This window comes from Paucisalibacillus algeriensis, from assembly GCF_000577245.1.
GTDB lineage: Bacteria > Bacillota > Bacilli > Bacillales > Amphibacillaceae > Ornithinibacillus.
In genome coordinates this window covers 328,889-350,327 of sequence record NZ_CBYO010000014.1, presented here as the reverse complement: position 1 = coordinate 350,327, position 21,439 = coordinate 328,889, and the positions used below count along the sequence as shown (strand labels likewise).

General features: G+C 35.6%; 20 protein-coding genes and 1 other annotated feature. Of the genes, 16 read left to right on the top strand and 4 right to left on the bottom strand.

The features are described from left to right. The first annotated feature begins 36 nt into the window (after window positions 1-36). From TY11_RS11370 to TY11_RS11360, 3 genes are all read left to right on the top strand, one after another. Window positions 37-864: a transporter substrate-binding domain-containing protein gene (locus tag TY11_RS11370; RefSeq protein ID WP_042146201.1), complete on the top strand. Its 828-nt coding sequence runs from the start codon at window positions 37-39 to the stop codon at window positions 862-864. A gap of 66 nt (window positions 865-930) precedes the next feature. Then, complete coding sequence (locus TY11_RS11365) at window positions 931-1,560, top strand: amino acid ABC transporter permease (RefSeq protein WP_042146535.1); 630 nt, start codon at window positions 931-933, stop codon at window positions 1,558-1,560. 15 nt (window positions 1,561-1,575) lie between these two features. Continuing rightward, window positions 1,576-2,313, top strand: a complete 738-nt coding sequence (locus TY11_RS11360) for an amino acid ABC transporter ATP-binding protein (protein ID WP_042146200.1) — start codon at window positions 1,576-1,578, stop codon at window positions 2,311-2,313. Window positions 2,314-2,664: 351 nt separating this feature from the next. Here the strand turns inward: TY11_RS11360 and TY11_RS11355 are convergent, their stop codons facing one another. Continuing rightward, on the bottom strand, window positions 2,665-3,144 hold the full coding sequence (locus tag TY11_RS11355; protein ID WP_042146198.1) for a LiaI-LiaF-like domain-containing protein: 480 nt from the start codon (window positions 3,142-3,144) through the stop codon (window positions 2,665-2,667). A 226-nt stretch (window positions 3,145-3,370) separates the two neighbouring features. On the opposite strand from TY11_RS11355, the gene hemA reads away from it, so the two are divergent. From hemA to TY11_RS11315, 8 genes are all read left to right on the top strand, one after another. After that, complete coding sequence (gene hemA, locus TY11_RS11350) at window positions 3,371-4,735, top strand: glutamyl-tRNA reductase (RefSeq protein WP_042146196.1); 1,365 nt, start codon at window positions 3,371-3,373, stop codon at window positions 4,733-4,735. A 20-nt stretch (window positions 4,736-4,755) separates the two neighbouring features. After that, complete coding sequence (locus TY11_RS11345) at window positions 4,756-5,574, top strand: cytochrome C assembly family protein (protein WP_042146194.1); 819 nt, start codon at window positions 4,756-4,758, stop codon at window positions 5,572-5,574. A 15-nt stretch (window positions 5,575-5,589) separates the two neighbouring features. Beyond that, window positions 5,590-6,519 carry a hydroxymethylbilane synthase gene (gene hemC / locus TY11_RS11340; protein ID WP_042146192.1) on the top strand — a complete coding sequence of 310 codons (930 nt, stop codon included), beginning with the start codon at window positions 5,590-5,592 and terminating at the stop codon, window positions 6,517-6,519. After that, the gene (locus tag TY11_RS11335) at window positions 6,519-7,289 is read left to right on the top strand and encodes a uroporphyrinogen-III synthase (RefSeq protein WP_042146190.1); all 771 of its coding nucleotides are present in this window, start codon (window positions 6,519-6,521) and stop codon (window positions 7,287-7,289) included. The genes hemC and TY11_RS11335 overlap by 1 nt, the downstream gene beginning before the upstream one ends. Continuing rightward, window positions 7,280-8,266 carry a porphobilinogen synthase gene (hemB, locus tag TY11_RS11330; protein ID WP_042146188.1) on the top strand — a complete coding sequence of 329 codons (987 nt, stop codon included), beginning with the start codon at window positions 7,280-7,282 and terminating at the stop codon, window positions 8,264-8,266. Before TY11_RS11335 ends, hemB begins: the two co-directional genes overlap by 10 nt. A gap of 12 nt (window positions 8,267-8,278) precedes the next feature. Further along, window positions 8,279-9,565: a glutamate-1-semialdehyde 2,1-aminomutase gene (hemL, locus tag TY11_RS11325; RefSeq protein WP_042146186.1), complete on the top strand. Its 1,287-nt coding sequence runs from the start codon at window positions 8,279-8,281 to the stop codon at window positions 9,563-9,565. 245 nt (window positions 9,566-9,810) lie between these two features. Beyond that, window positions 9,811-10,803: a stage VI sporulation protein D gene (gene spoVID / locus TY11_RS11320; protein WP_052345807.1), complete on the top strand. Its 993-nt coding sequence runs from the start codon at window positions 9,811-9,813 to the stop codon at window positions 10,801-10,803. 72 nt (window positions 10,804-10,875) lie between these two features. Beyond that, window positions 10,876-11,898, top strand: a complete 1,023-nt coding sequence (locus tag TY11_RS11315; protein WP_042146181.1) for a phosphotransferase — start codon at window positions 10,876-10,878, stop codon at window positions 11,896-11,898. Here the strand turns inward: TY11_RS11315 and TY11_RS11310 are convergent. Continuing rightward, window positions 11,895-12,083, bottom strand: coding sequence for a YszA family small membrane protein (locus TY11_RS11310; protein ID WP_042146179.1), 189 nt, complete (start codon window positions 12,081-12,083; stop codon window positions 11,895-11,897). The genes TY11_RS11315 and TY11_RS11310 overlap by 4 nt on opposite strands. Window positions 12,084-12,228: 145 nt before the next feature. Beyond that, window positions 12,229-12,456, top strand: a binding site (T-box leader). Window positions 12,457-12,500: 44 nt separating this feature from the next. Here TY11_RS11310 and TY11_RS11305 point away from each other — a divergent pair. Then, window positions 12,501-15,143, top strand: a complete 2,643-nt coding sequence (locus tag TY11_RS11305) for a valine--tRNA ligase (RefSeq protein WP_042146177.1) — start codon at window positions 12,501-12,503, stop codon at window positions 15,141-15,143. 27 nt (window positions 15,144-15,170) lie between these two features. Here TY11_RS11305 and TY11_RS11300 read toward each other — a convergent pair whose 3' ends face one another. Both TY11_RS11300 and TY11_RS11295 read right to left on the bottom strand, forming a co-directional pair. Continuing rightward, window positions 15,171-16,034, bottom strand: a complete 864-nt coding sequence (locus tag TY11_RS11300) for an ATP-grasp domain-containing protein (protein WP_042146175.1) — start codon at window positions 16,032-16,034, stop codon at window positions 15,171-15,173. A gap of 2 nt (window positions 16,035-16,036) precedes the next feature. Further along, a complete protein-coding gene (locus TY11_RS11295) occupies window positions 16,037-16,924 on the bottom strand; it encodes an ATP-grasp domain-containing protein (RefSeq protein ID WP_042146172.1) in 888 nt (295 codons plus the stop codon). Between the two features lie 66 nt (window positions 16,925-16,990). Here TY11_RS11295 and TY11_RS11290 point away from each other — a divergent pair, with 66 nt between their 5' ends. The 4 genes from TY11_RS11290 (at window position 16,991) to TY11_RS11275 (ending at window position 21,433) form a co-directional block, all read left to right on the top strand. Then, entirely contained in the window at window positions 16,991-18,268 is a 1,278-nt protein-coding gene (locus TY11_RS11290) for a bifunctional folylpolyglutamate synthase/dihydrofolate synthase (protein WP_042146170.1), read from the top strand. A gap of 116 nt (window positions 18,269-18,384) precedes the next feature. Then, window positions 18,385-19,296 carry a hypothetical protein gene (locus TY11_RS11285; RefSeq protein ID WP_042146169.1) on the top strand — a complete coding sequence of 304 codons (912 nt, stop codon included), beginning with the start codon at window positions 18,385-18,387 and terminating at the stop codon, window positions 19,294-19,296. A gap of 200 nt (window positions 19,297-19,496) precedes the next feature. Continuing rightward, window positions 19,497-20,168 carry a RadC family protein gene (radC, locus tag TY11_RS11280; protein ID WP_042146531.1) on the top strand — a complete coding sequence of 224 codons (672 nt, stop codon included), beginning with the start codon at window positions 19,497-19,499 and terminating at the stop codon, window positions 20,166-20,168. A gap of 221 nt (window positions 20,169-20,389) precedes the next feature. Next, window positions 20,390-21,433, top strand: coding sequence for a rod shape-determining protein (locus tag TY11_RS11275; RefSeq protein WP_042146167.1), 1,044 nt, complete (start codon window positions 20,390-20,392; stop codon window positions 21,431-21,433). Window positions 21,434-21,439: the final 6 nt, after the last annotated feature.

The window sequence follows — 21,439 nt, the reverse complement described above, 5'->3', positions numbered from 1 at the left end:
ATTTTCAAAAATAGGAAGAGAGGAACTATTTATCTTATGAGAAAACTGAAAATTGTATTTTTTTCCGTGTTATTTATAGTAGGGTTAGCTGCATGTGGATTGAAGGAATCTACAGATGATTCTAAAGATAATTCAACAAACGGCGACAGTAAAAACTCAGCTTCGGAATATGGCCTGATTGAGGAAGGTAAACTTATATTTGCTGCATCTGGGGAGTTTAAACCGTTTAGTTATATGGAAGGTAATGAAATGGTTGGTTATGACATTGCTGTAGCAGAAGCAATTGCTGAAAAGCTTGGCCTTGAAGCAGTTCAACAAAAAGCAAAGTTCTCTGGTATTGTTACTGGGGTAAATGAGGGACGTTATGACATTGCGGTTGCTAGTCATACGATTACGGATGAAAGACTAGAGAAAGTTAATTTTTCAGAAGCCTATTATTATTCTGGTCCAGTTATCTATACCAGACCAGATAGTGATATCCAATCAGCAGATGATCTGAATGACAAAGAAATCTCAGTTTCAAGAGGTTCAACCTATGTAGAGATGGCGGGTGAGTATACAGATAATATCCCTCAGGTTGATAGTGATGTTGTAGCACTACAATCGTTAGCGAAAGGGCACCATGATGCAGTAATCACGGATGACATTACAGGTCAAACTGCAATTCAGAATGGGCTAGAAATTGAAAACCGTGGACAATTAGGGGTTAGTGAGCAAGCTATTGCTATCAACCAAGAAAATGAAGTTTTATTGGCAGCTGTTAACCAAGCACTTCAAGAGTTGAAAGATAGTGGTGAACTAGCGAAGTTATCAGAAAAATGGATAGGTGTTGATATAACTCAAGAACCAGAAGAATTAGAATAAGTACTTCATCAACATGTATAAATCGTAAGGAGTTGTCACACGTTGTCTCATTTTTTTGATGTATTTATGGTAAGCTATCCAATTTTTTTGGAAGGTCTAAAGATTACACTGTATCTATCGGCGGCTTCCTTGATTATGGCATTTGTAATTGGATTGTTCTTTGCAATTTTAAAAATTTCCAGTATCAAGCCATTACAATGGATTGCTGATGGGTATATTTGGTTAATCAGGGGTACCCCCTTAATTGTCCAGATTTTTGTCCTATACTATGGGATTACCGAAATTATATTGATTGATGCGTTTTGGGCGGGTGCAATAGGTTTAGCTATTCATAGTGGTGCATATATTGCGGAAATAATCAGAGGGTCCATACAATCCATTGCTAAAGGGCAAATGGAAGCTGGTAGATCTCTCGGTATGACTAAGCTTCAAACCATGAGAAGAATTATTCTACCTCAAGCATTTCGCAGAGCCATTCCTTCACTAGGAAATCAATTCATAATTGGTATAAAAGACTCTTCACTTGTATCCTTTATCGGAGCTCAAGAGTTATTTGGTGTTTCAAGCTCTTTAGGCTCTAATTCATTTGATTTTCTAACTTTCTATTCCATCGCGGCAGTATATTACTTAGTTATAGTGCTAGTCCTGTCTGTTGTTGTGAATAGGATAGAGAAAAGATTGGCGAAAAGTGATTAAGGAGGTATTAGAGGAATGGCTAACAAATTAATGGTGCAAGTAGAGCAATTAAACAAATCTTTTGGAGATTTACACGTATTAAGAAATGTTGATTTGCAAGTGGAAGAAAGTAATGTTGTTGTCCTTATTGGTGCAAGTGGTTCCGGAAAGAGTACGTTATTACGTTGCTTGAATTTCCTTGAAATTAAAGATGAAGGAAGAATATTTCTAGAAGGTGAGCAAATTGAAAAAGAAACACATAATTTAAATGAAATTCGTCAACGAGTTGGTATGGTCTTCCAACATTTTAATCTTTTTCCACATAAAACGGTGCTAGAAAATGTTATTGAAGCACCGATCTTAGTGAAAAAAACGCCCAAAAAACAAGCAATCGACGATGGCAAAGCATTGTTAGACAAGGTAGGGCTGGCAGATAAATATCATGTCTATCCATCAACATTGTCTGGTGGACAAAAGCAAAGAGTTGCCATAGCGAGGTCACTTGCAATGAAGCCAGAAGTTATGTTATTTGATGAACCAACTTCAGCACTTGATCCAGAGTTAGTTGGGGAAGTATTAAACACCATGAAAGAATTGGCTGATGAGGGAATGACAATGGTAGTTGTAACCCATGAAATGGGATTTGCTCGTGAGGTAGGAGACTGGGTAGTTTATATGCACGATGGAAAAATCGTTGAATATGGACGACCTGAAGAATTATTCGATCAACCGAAAGAACAACGAACAAAAGAATTCTTAAGCTCTATATTATAAGTGACAAAGAGAAATCCGAACTATTCCTTTAATTAGTTCGGATTTCTCTTTGTTTGTTTTTCAAAACTTTGTTGCTAATTAGATAGAAACTATACGGTAATATTTCATGGACAGTACTATACTACCACTTCGGCAGAATACTCCGCTTTTACTTCCAGCACAGATGTCGCCCCTGTACTTGAAGTGAAAGCGGAGTGTATTTCCGGAGCGGGTATGATTCTCAACTATAAATTTCAAGTTACTGCACAGATTCTATCAATAATGAAATAGGATTCTACTCTTTTAGAAGCAATATTTATCTTGTAATCGCAGGTCTTTCTCGTTTTGCGATCTAGTAATGTCTGGGCCAAATTATTTCTTTTTAAGAAGATAAATACCAATTATAACTAATACTATTGGCCAATAAACATCAATGAAATTGACCACATCATGAATCCAATTAAACCACGAAGGAATATTAATAGAAAAGATAAAGATACAAGAAATAAGCAGAAGAATAAGTCCAGGCAATAATCCTTGTTTTGTCTTGACATATCGTACAAGAAAAGCAATTCCGACTATCAACGGATACATAGCCCAATGGTCAATCCAAAAACTATAGTGTCTAATTCCATGGAAATGGATCCCAAGTCCGAAAACAAGCGTTCCACTAAATAATGAATTATAATCTTTTGTTTGAAAGCTATAGATTAAGAGTGCAAGACCAATAATAATTAGGATTGTAGGCCAAGAATAAAAGTCTGTAAAAATTGGAAGCTTTAATTGTCTTAGTAAAAAATAAAGACCAATTCCGATTAACACATAAGCAGTTAATGCATTTTTGTTTTTCATTGTTTCACCTCGCATATCTTAAGAGTTCCATATAGTAATTGTTGATTTCTTGATTCTAATACTCTGGTATGTTAGAGTACATCTGTATTTATCTATATGATAGCATATTGTTTCGAAATCTGTTCACAAAAGCAGAAAATGAAACGATATTACTATGTTATAATATAAAGTACCATTATTATGTTCAAACCTATTTGAACCGCTTAACTTTTGGAGGAGAGATAAGGTGCATATATTAAAAGTTGGTTTAAATTATAAGACAGCCCCTGTTGAAATTAGAGAAAAACTGACTTTCTCAGAAAACTCTCTTCAGGATGCCATGAGAGAATTGAAAGAACGTAAAAGTGTATTAGAAAACGTTATTGTTTCAACATGTAACCGAACTGAAATCTACGCTGTAGTCGACCAAGTACATACAGGTCGTTATTATATAAAGCAATTTCTTGCTGATTGGTTTGGTATGGATAAGGAAGAGTTTTCTTCTTTTCTACGAATTACAGAAGATGATGGAGCTTTAGAGCATTTGTTTAGAGTTTCTTCAGGACTAGACTCTATGGTTCTTGGTGAAACACAAATACTTGGTCAAGTAAAAAATGCGTTTCTAGCTTCACAAGAAATTAAAGCAACAGGAACAGTTTTTAATGAACTGTTTAAACAGGCAATTACATTTGCAAAAAGAGCTCAAAAAGAAACAGCTATTGGTGAGAATGCAGTCTCTGTAAGTTATGCTGCAGTTGAACTTGCTAAGAAAGTCTTTGGCACTTTAGCAGATAAACATGTTGTTATTCTTGGTGCTGGGAAAATGGGTGAATTAGCAGCAAAGAATCTACAAGGTTCCGGTGCAACTAATATAACCGTTGTAAACCGTACATTAGAGAAAGCAATGGATCTAGCAGAGCAATTTAATGCAAAGGCCGAACAACTTGATAACCTTACTCAAGTGTTAGTCAATACAGATATCTTGATTAGCTCTACGGGCTCTAAGGAATATGTCATTACAAATGAAATGCTTCAATCCATTCAGAAATACCGTAAAGGTAAAGCACTGTTCTTAGTTGATATTGCTGTGCCTAGAGATATAGATCCTGTTATCAGTAAAATGGACAATGTATTTCTATATGATATCGATGATCTTCAACATATTGTTGATGAGAATTTAGAATCGCGTAAAAAAGCTGCAGAACAAATAGAAATTTTACTCGAAAAAGAAATTATCACCTTTAAGGAATGGCTAAAAACATTGGGTGTCGTGCCAGTAATCTCAGCGTTAAGAAAAAAAGCTCTTACTATTCAAGCGGAAACTATGAAGAGTATTGAAAGAAAGATGCCGGACTTAACAGATCGAGAAAGAAAAGTTCTCAGTAAACACACGAAAAGTATTATTAACCAGCTTTTGAAAGACCCTATTACACAAGCAAAAGAACTAGCAGGTTCTAATAATGCTGCAGAAGCATTGCAATTATTCATTGATATTTTTGGTATTGAAGAACAGGTGAAAGAGGAAGTCACTAAACAAGCAGAAAAAAATGAGATTATATTACAATCAATAAAAAACGAAATTCCTTTAATTAATAATCTCGCTACGAATTAAATAAGTAAAGGATTTGTAGTATGGTTGATGTTCGTTGGTTTTATGAGGGAATATTATTTATTTATATGTTAAGTTTAATTGGATTCTTTATTGATTTTGTACAGCAAAACCGGAAGGCTAAAAAATTCGCCTTCTGGTTACTTTGTATGGTTTGGGTCTTACAAACCTTTTTTTTATTTCAACATGTATTGATTGAAAAAAGTTTTCCTATTGCCACAATAACGGATAGTCTTTACTTCTATGCTTGGGTACTTGTAACGTTTTCAATCATAATGAATCGACTTTTTAAAATGAATTTTATTGTTTTTTTCATTAATTTATTTGGATTTTTTATCTTACTAATGCATGTATCCCTTGTAGCACAAACACAGATTGTTAATAGTGGAATTAAACTTGTGGATGAAATACTAATCGCCCATATATCTTTGGCTATTTTATCATATGGTTTTTTTACAATTTCGTTTCTTGTATCGTTAATGTATATGGTGCAATATCATTTCTTAAAAGAGAAAAAAGCGATAAAATGGATGTGGCGAATGGGAGATTTAGATAGGCTAGAGCACTTCACCTTTCGAACAATATCAATCGGTGTTCCATTATTATTTATAGGCATAATTTTAGGCTTCGTGTGGGCCTATACTGAACAGGTTGAATTTTATTGGTTTGATTTAAAAACATTAGGATCTATACTAGTTTTATGTGTATATACTGTGTATTTACTATTACGGATGGTTCGTAGATTTTCTGGCAAAACACTAGCAAGATATAATACGTATGCATTTCTAATATTAATTATAAATTTCTTTTTATTTACCAGACTATCGAACTTTCATATTTAAGTAGGAGGAATTAGATTGCGAAAAATTATTGTTGGTTCTAGGCAAAGTAATCTTGCATTAACTCAAACAAATTGGGTTATAAATGAATTAAAAAAAGCTGGAGTAGAAAATGAAATTGAAGTTAGAAAGATAATGACAAAAGGAGACCGTATCCTTGATGTAACACTATCTAAAGTTGGTGGAAAGGGCTTATTTGTAAAAGAAATTGAAAAAGCTCTATATGATAAAGAAATTGATTTCGCTGTTCATAGTATGAAAGATATGCCAGCTGTATTACCTGAGGGATTAGTTATTTCTTCTATACCAGTTCGAGAAGATCACCGAGATGGCTTAATATCCAAGAACAATATGTTGTTAAAGGATCTACCGCAAGGGGCCATTGTTGGAACGAGTAGCTTACGTCGTGCTGCACAAATACTTGCTACTAGACCAGATATTGAAATTAAATGGATTCGCGGGAATATCGAGACTAGAATTCGTAAATTAAAAGAAGAAGATTATGATGCAATCATTCTTGCTGTTTCTGGTTTAAAGCGTGTTGGATTAAATGAAGAATTGATTACGGAATACTTGGATCCAGAAGTGTGTGTTCCTGCGGTTGGTCAAGGAGCATTAGCAATAGAATGCCGTGAAGAAGATGATGAGATTCGTTCTATTCTTTCAAAAATCAATCATGATTACACCGTAAGAACGGTGACTGCTGAAAGAACATTTTTGAATCTACTAGAGGGTGGATGCCAGATCCCAATTGGTGGATTTGCCTATTTAGAGAATGATGAAGTAGTCTTAAATGCACTAGTCGGTACGCCTGATGGAAAAACTATTCTAAATGAGGTTGTACGTGGAATAGACCCAGAGCAAGTGGGAAGAGAAGCTGCTGAAAAATTATTGCAACAAGGAGCAAAAGAAATTATTGAGCAAGTGAAAGAGGAGCTCGATAAGTAATGGCTCTTCCATTATCGGGGAAGGAAGTTTTGGTAACACGAGAAGCGAGCCAAGCTAAGTCGTTTTCAAAACAGCTACAAGATTATGGAGCCAGTGTAATAGAAGTTCCATTATTGAAAATAGCATGTGAGAATGATAATTTCGAAAAAATACCTCATTTGAATGAATTTGAGTGGATATTTTTTACGAGTGTTAATGGAGTAGAATGTTTTTTTGAAATACTAACGAATAAGAATATTAATTTACCCCAAGTAAAATTTGCTGTAGTTGGTCACAAAACAGAGGAAATATTAAACAAATATGGTTACCAAGCTGAAATAGTCCCTTCTAAATATGATGGAGAGACCATGGTCAAGGAATTCCTTGAAAATTTTCAAGACATAGGACAAGTATTATTAGTTCAAGGGAGCCGCTCTCGTGATGTAATCGAAAAAGGGTTAATGGAAGCGGGAATACGCTATCATACATTAATCGTTTATAAAACAATTTATAATGATGAAGTGAAAGAGCGATTACAGCATGTGCTTGGTACAAGTAATTTTGATTTTATTACCTTTACGAGTCCCTCAACAGTTGAGGCATTTGTTAAGTTTTCAAATCGTGAAATGTTGAATACAACAATAGTTGTTTGTATTGGAACAACAACCGAGGACCGGGCGAGACAACTTGGATTCAAAAATGTCATTTCATCAGAAATATTTACAATAGAGGGTATGGTACAAGTTATGTGCGATATTGCTAAGAGAGAGGATCGAAGAACATGGAATTAAATACAAATTTTAAACGTCATCGTCGATTACGTTCATCATATTCTATGAGAGCAATGGTAAAGGAAAATCATCTGAGAGTAGAAGATTTTATCTATCCAATGTTTGTTGTAGAAGGAAACAATATTAAAAAGGAAGTTCCATCTATGCCAGGCGTTTTTCAAGTTTCAATGGATCTTTTACTCGATGAAGTGAAAGAAGTGGATGATTTAGGTATCAAATCTATTATTTTGTTTGGAGTTCCAAATGACAAAGATGAAGTCGGTACCGGTGCTTATCACAATCACGGTATCGTTCAAGAAGCTACTCGCCTAGTTAAAAGTAAATATCCAGAGATTTTAGTTGTTGCAGACACTTGTTTATGTGAATATACTTCGCATGGACACTGTGGAGTAATCCATAATCAAGATGTCGATAACGACGAATCATTAAAATTACTAGCAAAAACTGCCGTATCTCAAGCAGAAGCTGGTGCTGATATTATTGCACCATCAAATATGATGGATGGATTTGTACGAGTAATTAGAGAGGCATTGGATGGAGCTGGATTTTCAAATATCCCAATCATGTCATATGCTGTAAAATATGCTTCTGCATTTTATGGTCCTTTCCGTGATGCTGCAGATAGTACACCTCAATTTGGTGACCGTAAAACATATCAAATGGACCCAGCGAATCGCTTAGAAGCTTTAAGGGAAGCTGAATCTGACGTAGAAGAAGGAGCAGACTTTCTTATAGTGAAACCAGCAATGTCTTATTTAGATATTGTACGTGATGTGCGAAATAACTTTAATCTACCAATTGTTGCTTACAATGTAAGTGGAGAATACTCCATGGTTAAAGCGGCAGCTCAAAATGGTTGGATTAATGAAAAGGAACTTGTATTAGAGAAACTAACGTCGATGAAACGTGCTGGTGCCGATTTAATTATTTCGTATTTTGCTAAAGATGTTGCAAATTGGCTAAAAGAGGCTAAATAGTGAGGTGTAAAAATGAAGCAATTTAATCAATCAATTGAAGCATACAAGGAAGCCGTAGATTTAATGCCTGGTGGTGTTAACTCACCAGTTCGAGCATTTAAATCAGTTGGTATGGATCCAATTTTTATGGAAAGTGGAAAAGGCTCTAAAATAATAGATATCGATGGGAATGAATATATCGATTATGTTTTGAGTTGGGGACCACTTATTTTAGGACATGCTGATGAGAGAGTTGTCGGTAAGTTACACGAGGTAATTGAAAATGGAACAAGCTTTGGTGCTTCTACTCTATTAGAAAATAAATTAGCTAAATTAGTTATTGAACGAGTACCGTCTATTGAAGTTGTTCGTATGGTTAATTCCGGTACTGAGGCTACCATGAGTGCTTTAAGATTAGCGCGAGGGTTTACTGGCAGAGACTTAATCTTAAAATTTGAGGGAAGCTACCATGGTCATGGAGATTCTCTATTAATCAAAGCGGGTTCTGGAGTTGCAACACTTGGACTACCAGATAGCCCAGGAGTACCGAAGTCAATTGCTCAAAATACGATTACAGTGGCATATAATGACCAAGAGGGAGTGCGGACTGCTTTTGAGAAGTACGGCGATAACATTGCAGCAGTAATTGCTGAGCCAGTCTGTGGTAATATGGGTGTTGTACCACCAGTAAATGACTTCTTACAATTCTTAAGAAAAATAACGGAAGACCATGGTTCATTATTAATATTTGATGAAGTTATGACAGGATTCCGTGTTGATTATCAGTGTGCACAGGGTTATTATGAGGTAATACCAGATTTAACTTGTCTTGGTAAAGTAATTGGTGGAGGATTACCAGTTGGAGCATATGGTGGAAAACGAGAAATCATGCAGCAAGTCGCCCCAGCGGGACCGATTTATCAGGCTGGAACCTTATCTGGTAATCCTTTAGCAATGACAGCGGGGTATGAGACATTAGATGCACTAACGAAGGAATCCTATGAACAGATGAATAAAAGAGTGGATCAATTAGTAGAGGGCTATACAAAAGCAGCAGAAGACTACAACGTTCCACTACAAATTAACCGTGCTGGATCTATGGTAGGAATTTTCTTCGCTGAAGAGCCCGTTACTAGTTTTGAGACGGCCTCAAGATCAAATCTGGAATATTTCAACCAATATTACCGAACAATGATTGAAGAAGGTGTCTTCTTACCTCCATCACAATTCGAAGGGTTATTCCTATCAACCAAACATACAGAGGAAGACATCGAAAAAACAATCCAAGCAGCAAGAAAAGCATTTTCAACATTTAAGTAAAGTAGAATAATGATTTAGAAAGAAGGCTAAATTTGAGAACTTTCTCAAAATAGCCTTCTTTATTTTATATTTTATCTTATAGAGATATATATTTATATTTCCGTTGCGGGCTTGGCAAATGTTAGTCTAAGGTCTGTAATTTAAAAAGAGATTTCCCTTACTTAGCATATCCTAGGGTCTTGGCTCATATAGATAATTAGTAGCTAAGAGCATATCGCATGCATGTTTTGAAGGGAGGAAACAACTTGGTAAACGAAAATTCAGTATTTCGTTTTGAGCTAAATGAATCGCTTTATTTTGAAAAAGGCCAAGAAGTCGCTGAAATTATGGGGATTTCCCTAGAACCTGAGATTTCAATACAAGAGTTTTCTGATTATATTTCCATTAGAGGGGTAGTTGAATTACATGGTTCTTATCAAAAAACTCAACATTTAGGAAGTGAAGATGACGAGTCATACTTAGAAGGATATGATTCAAAACGTTATATGGAGAGGGTTACAGATACGCAGTTTGGAGGAGCCGAATTTATGCATCGCTTCCCAGTGGAAATAACTGTACCATCCTATCGCGTGGAAAATTTAGATGATGTCACGGTGATGATTTCTGAATTTGATTATGAACTACCAGAGTCAGATCATCTATACTTACGATCCACCATTGAAATTCATGGTATCAATAGCCATGCCGAAGAATTAGATGAGGAAGAATCTGAGAGTATCGAGAATGAAGAATTGAGTTTAATGGCAAGAGATACAGACGATCATTTTGAGTTTGAAGTTAAACAAGAACTCGAATCTTCCAGTTACATAGAAGATTCACCAGAACAACTACCAACATTAGAAGTCCAAGAAGAAGAGGACGATAGTGACCGTTGGAAATTTATGCAAAAGACGCAAACTTTTGATGAATTCTTCCAAAAGAACAAAGAGCCTGAGGTTGTAGAAGAGGTAGAGGAAGAATCATCATCATCCTTCTTAGATGCTGAATCACCTAGCATCGATGAGAGCTATGAATCTAGGACAGAAAAAGCAGACCTGACGTATCTTGCAGATATGTTCCGAAGTGATGAGGAAGAATTTGCAAAGGTCCGATTTTGCATTGTACAGAACAAAGATACATTAGAAACGATAGCGGAAAAGTACGAAACCTCAACATTACACATTCGTAATCATAATAGCTTAGAAGATGATGATGACTTAAGAGAAGGGCAATTACTATATATACCTGTGAAAAATTAAATGAAAGTATGTGCTACCCCTTGCCTTCTGTCAAGGGGTCTATTAATGGATACACAATAGGTGGTGAAAAGTTTGGAGAATGTCAGACGAGTACTAGAATCCTATCAAGTCTATCCGATAGATATAAATAAAGTTACCAGTCGAGTTTATCACGTGAAAGGTAATAAACAACAGAGCTATGCTTTAAAAAAAGGTTCCATACAGGATAAAAGTCTTCCGTTTTGGCTAGAAATTTACCGGATAGCACAAACACAGAACCTCCAAAATATATTACCTGTATATCTGAATCAGTCAGGTAATTTATATTCAATGGATGGGAACGATGTTTATTATTTAACCCCTTGGATTGAATCGCATAATCGAAACCACTCAATAGAAAAAATCTATCAAAATTTAGGTTTAATTCATGCTAAAACTAGAAAAGTTCAGTCTCTTTCAAATGAAATGAGGGAAAGCTCTCGTGAAAATTTTCTAGTCTATAAAAAGAAAGTTGGAGAATTAAGAAAGAAGTTGCTAAACCACGTTGAACAATTCGAAGCACAGCATTTCATGTCCCCGGTAGAATTGTTGGTTTGTACACAGTATCGTGATTTAGTTCAAGTGTTTTATGTGTTAGAAAGAAGATTAAACCAATACTTGGAATCACTTGAGGATATAACGGAATGGAAGGTAAGTCTATGTCATGGAAAATTAAAAGATTCCCATGTGCTTCATGGGAATCAGCTCTATTTTATTAATTGGGAACATGCTACATATCAACACCCAATCATGGATTTAGCTATGATTATTAAGGATAAGACCTTATATTTTGATACGGACAAAAGATTATTATTAGATAAATTAAAAGTATATACAGAAGAAAATATACTGGAAAATCATGAATTAACATTACTGGCTATCTATTTACTCGATCCAGAGCGTTATCTTCAAACCATCGATAATTATGTTAATAAAAATTCAGAAGATAATACGATAGATTATGTGATAAAATTACAGCGATACCATCGTCAAGTTTTATTTGGAGTTCATTTTTCTGAATTTGTAGAAGAAGAATTTGAGATGGTCTCGTTAGATGAAAGTGGAAGCGAAAGCTAAATCCATTTTAGGTAAAATGCGATAAAGATGGTTGCAAATAATAGTGTAAGTAATACATCAAATGTTGTTGGTATGAATATCGTACGAATTAATTGGAATATGAGTAATGGCAATGTTACTTTTTCTGCGATATACAAGCAATTTCTAGCCCAGGGTGGTAAGCGGTAGCGGTAGTATCTAGACATAAACGGTCACCTCAATCTATTATTGATTCACCAAACAGACTTCTTTGTAATAATATATGAATAAACCAAGCTAATTCGTGCAATAATCCATTTAATAGTTGATTTTAAAATGGAAATTGGCTAAAATAAGAAAATAATACTATAGGTGAAGCAAGTGAGAGGGAAGAGTACAGAATAGTTGCTTTTAAGAGAGGAAAACATTTGGTGAGAGTTTTCCAGGTAAACGTTTTGGAAGTCGCCCTTGATGCAGCAACTCTGAAATTCGAAGTAGGAGATTGCCGGTTCATGACCGTTATCAAGCAATGAGTGTACAGGTTTCTTTACCTGTAAACAAAGGTGGTACCACGGAAATTATACCCTTTTCGTCCTTTTATTTGGATGAAAAGGGTTTTTTATATTTAAAAGGAGGAAAATAAAATGCAGGAAAAGAACACAACATTACCACCCAAGTATGATCACAAGACGGTAGAAGAATCCCGTTACAAGTTTTGGCTAGATGGAAAATATTTTGAAGCAAAAGATGACCCAGAAAAGGAACCTTTCTCAATCGTCATTCCACCTCCAAACGTTACTGGACGTTTACATCTTGGCCATGCATGGGATACAACTATGCAAGATACGATTTCTCGTATGAAAAGAATGCAAGGATATGATGTCTTATGGCTACCAGGAATGGACCATGCCGGAATTGCAACCCAAGCAAAGGTTGAAGCACGATTAAAGGAAGAAGGAACAAACCGTTACGAGCTTGGTCGAGAAAAATTCCTTTCAAAAGCTTGGGATTGGAAAGAAGAGTATGCGTCATTTATTCGTTCACAGTGGGAAAAGTTAGGGTTAGGTCTTGATTATTCAAGAGAACGATTTACCCTTGATAAAGGATTATCGGATGCGGTAAAGGAAGTATTTGTTTCACTATATGAAAAAGGCCTAATTTACCGTGGAAAATATATTATCAACTGGGATCCACAAACTAAAACAGCATTGTCAGATATTGAAGTTATTTATAAAGAAGTCAAAGGTAATTTCTATCATATGAAATATCCAATTAAGGATAGTGATGAAACAATTGAAATTGCCACTACACGTCCAGAAACAATGTTAGGGGATACTGCAGTTGCAGTTCATCCTAAAGATGAGCGCTACCAACACTTAATAGGAAAAACCGTTATTCTCCCAATAGTTGGCCGAGAGATTAAAATTGTTGCTGATGAATATGTAGATAGAGAATTTGGATCTGGCGCAGTTAAGATTACACCAGCACATGACCCAAATGACTTCGAAATCGGAAATCGACATGACTTAGAACGAGTTCTAGTAATGAATGAAGATGGAACGATGAATGAAAATGCTGGAAAATATGAAGGTATGGACCGTTTTGAATGTCGAAAACAGATTGTAAAAGATCTTCAGGATATGGAAGTACTATTTAATATAGAAGAGCATATCCATCAAGTTGGACATTCTGAACGTAGCGGTGCAGTTGTCGAACCATACTTGTCTACACAATGGTTTGTAAAAATGCAACCACTGGCCGATGCCGCACTAGAAATGCAAAATACGGAAGAGAAAATTAATTTTGTACCGAAAAGATTTGAACAAACATATTTCAATTGGATGGAAAATATTCGTGATTGGTGTATAAGTCGTCAGCTATGGTGGGGACATCGTATCCCAGCATGGTACCATCAAGAAACTGGTGAAATTTATGTAGGGAAAAATGCACCAGCTGATGTTGAAAATTGGGTTCAAGATGAAGATGTATTAGATACTTGGTTTTCAAGTGCGTTGTGGCCGTTCTCTACAATGGGTTGGCCGAATGATGACTCAGAGGATTTAAAACGTTATTTCCCTACAGATTTGTTAATTACCGGATATGATATTATCTTCTTCTGGGTTGCACGTATGATTTTCCAATCGAAGGAATTTACTGGTAAAAGACCATTCAAGGACGTATTACTTCATGGTTTGATTCGTGATGAGCAAGGTCGCAAATTTAGTAAATCATTGGGGAATGGTGTTGACCCGATGGATGTTATTGAAAAGTATGGTGCCGATTCTTTGCGCTACTTCTTATTAACTGGTACATCACCAGGTCAAGATATGCGATTCTTTTGGGAAAAGGTTGAATCTACGTGGAACTTTGCAAATAAAATTTGGAATGCATCGCGATTCTCCTTGATGAATTTAGAAGGCTTTACTTACGAGGATATTGATTTATCTGGTGAGTTATCACTTGCTGATAAATGGATTCTGACAAGGTTAAATGAAACAATCGAACATGTAACCCGTAACACTAATAAATATGAGTTTGGTGAAGCGGGACGCCATTTGCATAACTTCATTTGGGATGAACTTTGTGACTGGTATATTGAAATGGCAAAAATTCCACTATATGGTGAAGATGAAAAGGCTAAGAAAACGACACAATCTGTTTTAGCGTATGTTTTAGATCAAACAATGCGCCTATTACACCCGTTCATGCCATTTATTACGGAAGAAATTTGGCAAAAGTTACCACATCAGGGTGAGTCTATTACCGTCGCTAAGTGGCCAGAAGTAAGAGAAGATTTCCATGATGAAAAAGCATCGGAGGAAATGAAAAGATTAGTATCTATCATTAAATCTGTTCGTAATATCCGTGCAGAAGTAGATACGCCAATGTCCAAACAAATTAGTCTTCTAATTCAAGCGAAGGACGATACTATTGTAGCTGTACTAGAAACAAACCGAGGTTATTTGGATCGTTTCTGTAATCCTAGTGAGTTAGTAATTGCTACAAAGGTAGACGCACCAGAAAAAGCGATGACTGCAGTTATTACGGGTGCAGAAATTTTCCTACCACTTGAAGGATTAATTGATTTTGACAAGGAAATTGCACGGCTTGAAAAAGAATTAGATAAGTGGAACAAGGAAGTTGAGCGTGTTCAGAAGAAACTACAAAATCAAGGCTTTATTTCTAAAGCACCTGAAGCGGTAATTGAGGAAGAGAAGAAAAAAGAAAAAGACTATTTAGAAAAGCAGGAAGCTGTAAAAACTCGATTAGCTGAATTAAAGGGTTAATAATAAACCCAGGATTCATATGAATTGCTATGAATCCTGGGTTATTTTTGTTTTAATAAATGAAACATATTTTTCTAAAATATTTATATTACTAACTGTACTTAAGGTTCTGGAACCAACAACATCTTCTATTTCATTAAACAATAACTCATCTTGATGACCAATTAAAAAATCTATCCCAACCATTCCAAAATCGAAATGGTTGACTATCTTATTAATTATCTTCATTTCAGCTTGAGAAAGTTGGTATAGACTCGCTAATCCACCGAGTTTAAAATTTGCTCGGAAATCCGTGTTACTTTCTCTTAAAACAGCTGCAACGATTTCTTTACCAATTACAAAAACTCGCAAATCTTTGCCTAGTTTAACTGCAGCGGATTGTATTACATAATCTGCGGCTGTAGCTTGTGGAATAAACGCTTTCCATTGATGTTCATTTTCAATAAAATAAACTTGTTTTCCGCCCCTTCCAGTTGCTTCCTTAATGACAAATGGATAGGGTATTTGTCCTTGATTTGTTATATTATTTCTTTTAATAAAAATTGTGTCTACCATTGGAATTCCGAGTTTAGCCACTTCATAATATGTCCTTGCTTTGTGGTTAGAAATCTCGGATACATCGGATGAGTTAAAGACAGACATACCTAGCTGTTCTAATTGTAGATTTAGCAATGGTTCAACCGTTCTAACTATAGCAAAATGCGGTAACTCTGTTTTCTTTCCCTTTAATAATACCAAATGTTTATTTTCGAAAACTCCTATCGTAATTTCTTCACGTAGAACTAATTGAAGAGTGATATTCTGTTTAGTTGCTTCTTCCATAAACCAATTTATATAGGAGTGATTTTCTATTGCGTCTTGTTCGCTATAAATTAGCCAACCTTTATACATACTTAATCCTCCAACTTTTCTAGTATATAGGCAACAATCGAGTCTGCTGCATTAATTCCTGTACAGTCGTATAGATTCCTGATATGTGCGTTTGAATTGATCTCACAAATTATATATTGGTCATTTTCCCCAAATAATAGATCCACTCCACAAAAATCTGCACCAATGGCTTTTGAAGCTGAAATAGCAATTTCTATTGCTTTTAGAGATGGTTCATAGGCTTCCATTTGACCACCTGCTGTTATGTTTGCCCGAAAATCATCCGCAGATGTACGTTTCATTGCTGCAACTACTTGATTTCCGACTACCTGTAGCCTTAAATCTCTTCCTTCACTTGTTCTAATAAATTCCTGAAACATAAATGGTTTCCCATAAAGCGCCTGCACCTTTTCTATCAGTTCTTCGCGAGTATGAATTAAGTAAACCTGTTCACCAAAGGAGCCAAAGGCCTCTTTAACAATCATTGGTAACCCAACACTTTCAATAATTTTATCTAGGTCAGGGAGGTATTTTTCATCGCGATTAAAATACACTTTGGGTGCAACTATTGTTCTTGGAATGGGTAGTTTATGTTTTGCTAGGATTTGGTAAGTTGCTATTTTATCATCACTTGTTTCGATGACACGAGCACGATTAAAAACAGGAATTCCTAACAATTCAAGTTGTTTTGCTAGATAAATATCCTTGTCGGTAAATATTACAAAATCCGGTAATTCATAGTCCGTAATAATACCAAGATTTTTAGAATCAAAAGATGAAATAAGGTCATTATTTTTTATTATATGTGTTATGGAATTTTGCTTAGTTGCTGCTTCATGAAGCATCTCAGCAAAATCTATGAACTTATTGCCCGGCAAGTTGCCATTATAAATAATCCAACCAGTTTTCAATGAACGATTTTCCTTTCTTCTTATGCTATACTTTATGTCTAATTGACTATAAAGATGGTGATGTAGATGTTACAAAGTCTTGAACAAGTAGAATCTTTTTTTGACGGAAGAAAAGCATTTGGGATAAAACCTGGCCTTACCCGTATGTATAGACTATTAAAATCGCAATCTAATCCACAGTTAACGTTTCAAGCGATTCATATCGCTGGGACTAATGGTAAAGGGTCAACATTAACCTTTATCAAAGATGCTCTTCAAGAAAATAACTATAAAGTTGGTGTTTTTACCTCACCTAGTTTAACTGGCTACACAGGACACATGTTAATTAACGAACAGCCAATTGGTAAAGAGCACTTCTTACGATTATTGAATCAATTATTACCTGTCATCCATACACTTGATCTAGAAGAGATGTATCCAACTGAATTTGAAATTATTACCACAATAGCTTTTATGTATTTTGCTGGAAATGTTGATATTGCTATTATAGAAACAGGAATGGGCGGTCGGAAGGATGCGACAAATTGTATTCAACCCATTTTATCTATTATAACAAATATCGCCATGGACCATGCCAAATTTTTAGGTAACACGCTTGAAAAAATTGCCTATCATAAGGCAGGTATTATAAAACAGAATGTACCTACTGTAATTGGTGACGTACACCCTACTTGTCTACCTGTTATTTATAAAGAGGTAACTAATAAAAACTCTCCCATCTATCAATTAAACAATGATTTCACCTATGAGGAAACTTTGAGAACAAGGAATAGCCATTTGTTTAAATGGAGATACAAAGAGTGGACCTATCCGATTGAAATCCAAATGAAAGGCCAGCATCAAGTTGAAAATGCATCAATAGCCATGATGGCATTAAAAATCATCAACGAACAAGGGCTACCATTAGATTGGGATAACGTGTATAGAGCCTTAAGCTCGGCCCAACTTACTGGGAGATTTGAGAGAGTACATGAAAAACCGGTAATTATTCTAGATGGTGCCCATAATCCAAATGGAATGGAAGCATTTCTCCATACGGTTCGTCATCTATATGGAAATAATAAGAAGCATTTAATTTTTGCTGGTTTTCATGATAAGGAATTAATCAAAATGATAAAAATGGCATTACCTGTTTTTGATACGGTTTCGGTAACTTCATTTGACCATCCTCGGGCAGAAAAAGCAGAGAACTTAATGGAGAGCTTGCCAACTGGTATGGTTAAACACGTCAATTGGTCGGAAAAAATAACCGAAATTCAGAGCCAGCATGACATCTATTTCTTTGTTGGTTCTCTTGCGTTTATTGGAATAGTACGAGATTATATAACTAAAAAAATGATGTAGAGTTATTGCACTTTATGTTGAAATAAATTGTATTAGACATGACAATATTCTCCTTACTTTTTAGTTTTACTATGCTAGAGTTGATTAAACTAATCTAGCGAAGTGGGGGACATAATGTGAATGCAAAGAAACCGATTGTTGTCAGGATAGATGGAAAGCAAACGAAGGAAAAACTTAATAGAGAAAGAAATCGTAATATTGAAGTGATAGAAAAGTTAGGAAGGGAAGAAGAGGCAGCTACTCTAGAGGAATCTAGTGAAAACAAAATCCATACTTTAGCTAGAGAGTATGATGCACCCTTAAAGCTTTCCAAATCTCCAACAAGGAAGCAGAGTAGCTTTAAAATGTTTAAACCTATTATTATTGCAGTTATTTCTGCAATTACCATTGGTTCCATAATGGGTTTTGTCATGTTAAAAATAATTGTGAATTTCGATAATGATTTAAATGCTACCCCTGCATATTCAATACCTGGTCAAGGTCAAGATGATCAAGATACAGGTAACCCGTCTAGTGAGGGCACATTAATTTCCCTTGATTCAATGTCCGCATTTGTTATACAAGGAGGAGTTTTTTCAAGTGCTTCTAATGCAGATGCTGAGTCAGTAAAGTTTATTGACCAGGGTTATTCACCTGTAATTTGGGAAAAGGATAACCAGTTTTACCTTCTGGTCAGTTTAGGATTATCGAAAGAAGATCTGCAAGGTGATATAAATACTCTAGTAAATAGCGGAATAGATGTTTATGCAAAAGAATGGATAATTGGTGAGAGAGAAGTAAAGCTTTCAGAAGAAGAATATAACTGGGTAAATTCTTTCCAAGATGAATGGAATATTGCCACGGGTAAAGGTACTGTGGAAGTTGATACTTGGAAAAAATTAGTGGAGCAAGCGCCTAAGGGGACAGAATCGTTTAATAGTTTTGTGAAGAGCATAAATGAACAAATAACTAGTGTAAACGATGAAAATTCAGGCCAACTATTACTAGCTATGTGGAAGGCGTATGACGAATTCTTATCATTTGAGTGAATGAATCTTGAATAATATATAATTTTTAATTTTGTATGATAGGCAGTATTGAAAATTGGTATTTTCAATACTGTTTTTTGATGTTTTTAGAGTAGAGTACTATCGCAAAATAAGTATTAATAAATTTGTAAGGTGCATCTATCTGGGCTATTCTATTTTTGAATAGAAAGGAGGTTATTTAATTGAAATCGACATCTATTATGATAAAAGATGTTCCAAAAGAGGATCGTCCAAGGGAAAGGCTACTAAATTTAGGAGCTAATCATCTATCCAATCAAGAATTACTAGCTATTTTATTGGGAAGTGGATCTAGAGATGAATCTGTAATGGCCTTAGCGAACCGATTGTTAATGCATTTTGAAGGTTTAAAGCTCTTAAAGGATGCAACAATTGAAGAATTAACAGCAATAAAGGGTATTGGTAGTGCTAAGGGGGTATTAATTCTATCTGCTTTAGAATTGGGTAAGAGATTAAGCCAATATAAGCCAAATGAACGATATGTTATTCGTTCCCCGGAAGATGGTGCAGATTATGTGATGGAGGAGTTGCGAAACCTTAATCAGGAGCACTTCGTTGTTCTATTTCTTAACACAAAAAACCAGATTATTCATCGGCAAACTATCTTCATTGGTAGTTTAAATGCCTCTATCGTACATCCTCGTGAAGTTTTTCGTGAAGCTGTAAAACGCTCCGCAGCCTCTATAATTGTAGCACATAATCACCCTTCTGGGGATCCAACGCCATCCCAAGAAGACATCCATGTTACTAGAAGATTAGCAGAATCAGGAAAAATGATTGGGATTGAGTTGCTCGATCATCTTGTCATAGGTGACCGTAATTTTGTATCGTTAAAGGAAAAAGGCTACTTATAGCACTATCAATTTTTATCATTTTTTCGTATAATTGTATAGATGGATACATTGCGCCATTTTCGTTCTCTCTGAAAGTGGCGCTTATTAGTTGAAATAAAGGTAGAGAAATTACATACCTGTTTTGGAAATTGAGATATTTGGATTATATTATCTGGAGCATCACATAAACTAAAATAAGAGTCAAGCTTTAATATAAAGAAATACTGGAGAGGGAGATTTTATTGGGGATTTTTGGCTTTTCTCAAGATTTAGGTATTGATTTAGGTACAGCTAACACACTAGTATTTGTTAAAGGAAAAGGTGTAATTTTACGAGAACCATCTGTGGTTGCCAAAAATGTGGAAACTGGTGAAATTGAAGCGGTTGGAAAATCAGCAAAAAATATGATAGGTAGAAATCCTGGTACAATTTCTGTCATTAGACCAATGAAAGAAGGGGTCATTGCTGATTATGATACGACTGCAACAATGATACAATATTATATTAAACGCGCAATGAGAAGCCGTTCTTTTTTTGCAAAAAAACCTAATGTGATGATTTGTGTTCCTTCTGGGATTACAATGGTTGAAGAGAGAGCAGTAATTGATGCGTCTAAACAAGCCGGTGCTAAAGAGGCTTTTCCAATAGCAGAACCATTTGCCGCTGCTATCGGTGCTGGTCTTCCCGTTTGGGAACCGACTGGAAGTATGATTGTTGATATAGGCGGTGGAACGACAGAAGTAGCGGTTATTTCATTAGGTGGAATTGTAACAGCACAGTCGATTCGAAAAGCTGGTGATAATATGGATCTATCTATCATCAATCATATTCGTAAAACTTATAACTTAATGATTGGTGAGAGAACTTCGGAACAGATTAAGCTCGAAATAGGTTCGGCTTGTGATGTAAACCTTGAAAATACGGAGATGGAAATTCGCGGTAGAGATTTGCTGACAGGATTACCAAAAACGATTACGATAAATGGTAAGGAAATCTCGACGGCATTACAGGACACAGTAAACGCTATTGTTGAAGCTGTAAAAGCTACATTGGAAAAGACCCCACCAGAACTCGCTGCAGACATTATGGACCGAGGCATTGTGCTCTCTGGCGGGGGGGCATTATTAAGAAATTTAGATCGTGTATTAAGTGATGAGACAAAGATGCCAGTCTTTGTGACGGATAATCCACTCGATAGTGTTGTTATTGGAACAGGTAAATCCCTGGAATACATTCAGCACTTTAAGTCACAGCCTAATGTATCAACTCGTCCCACGGTAGAATAAGTAGGT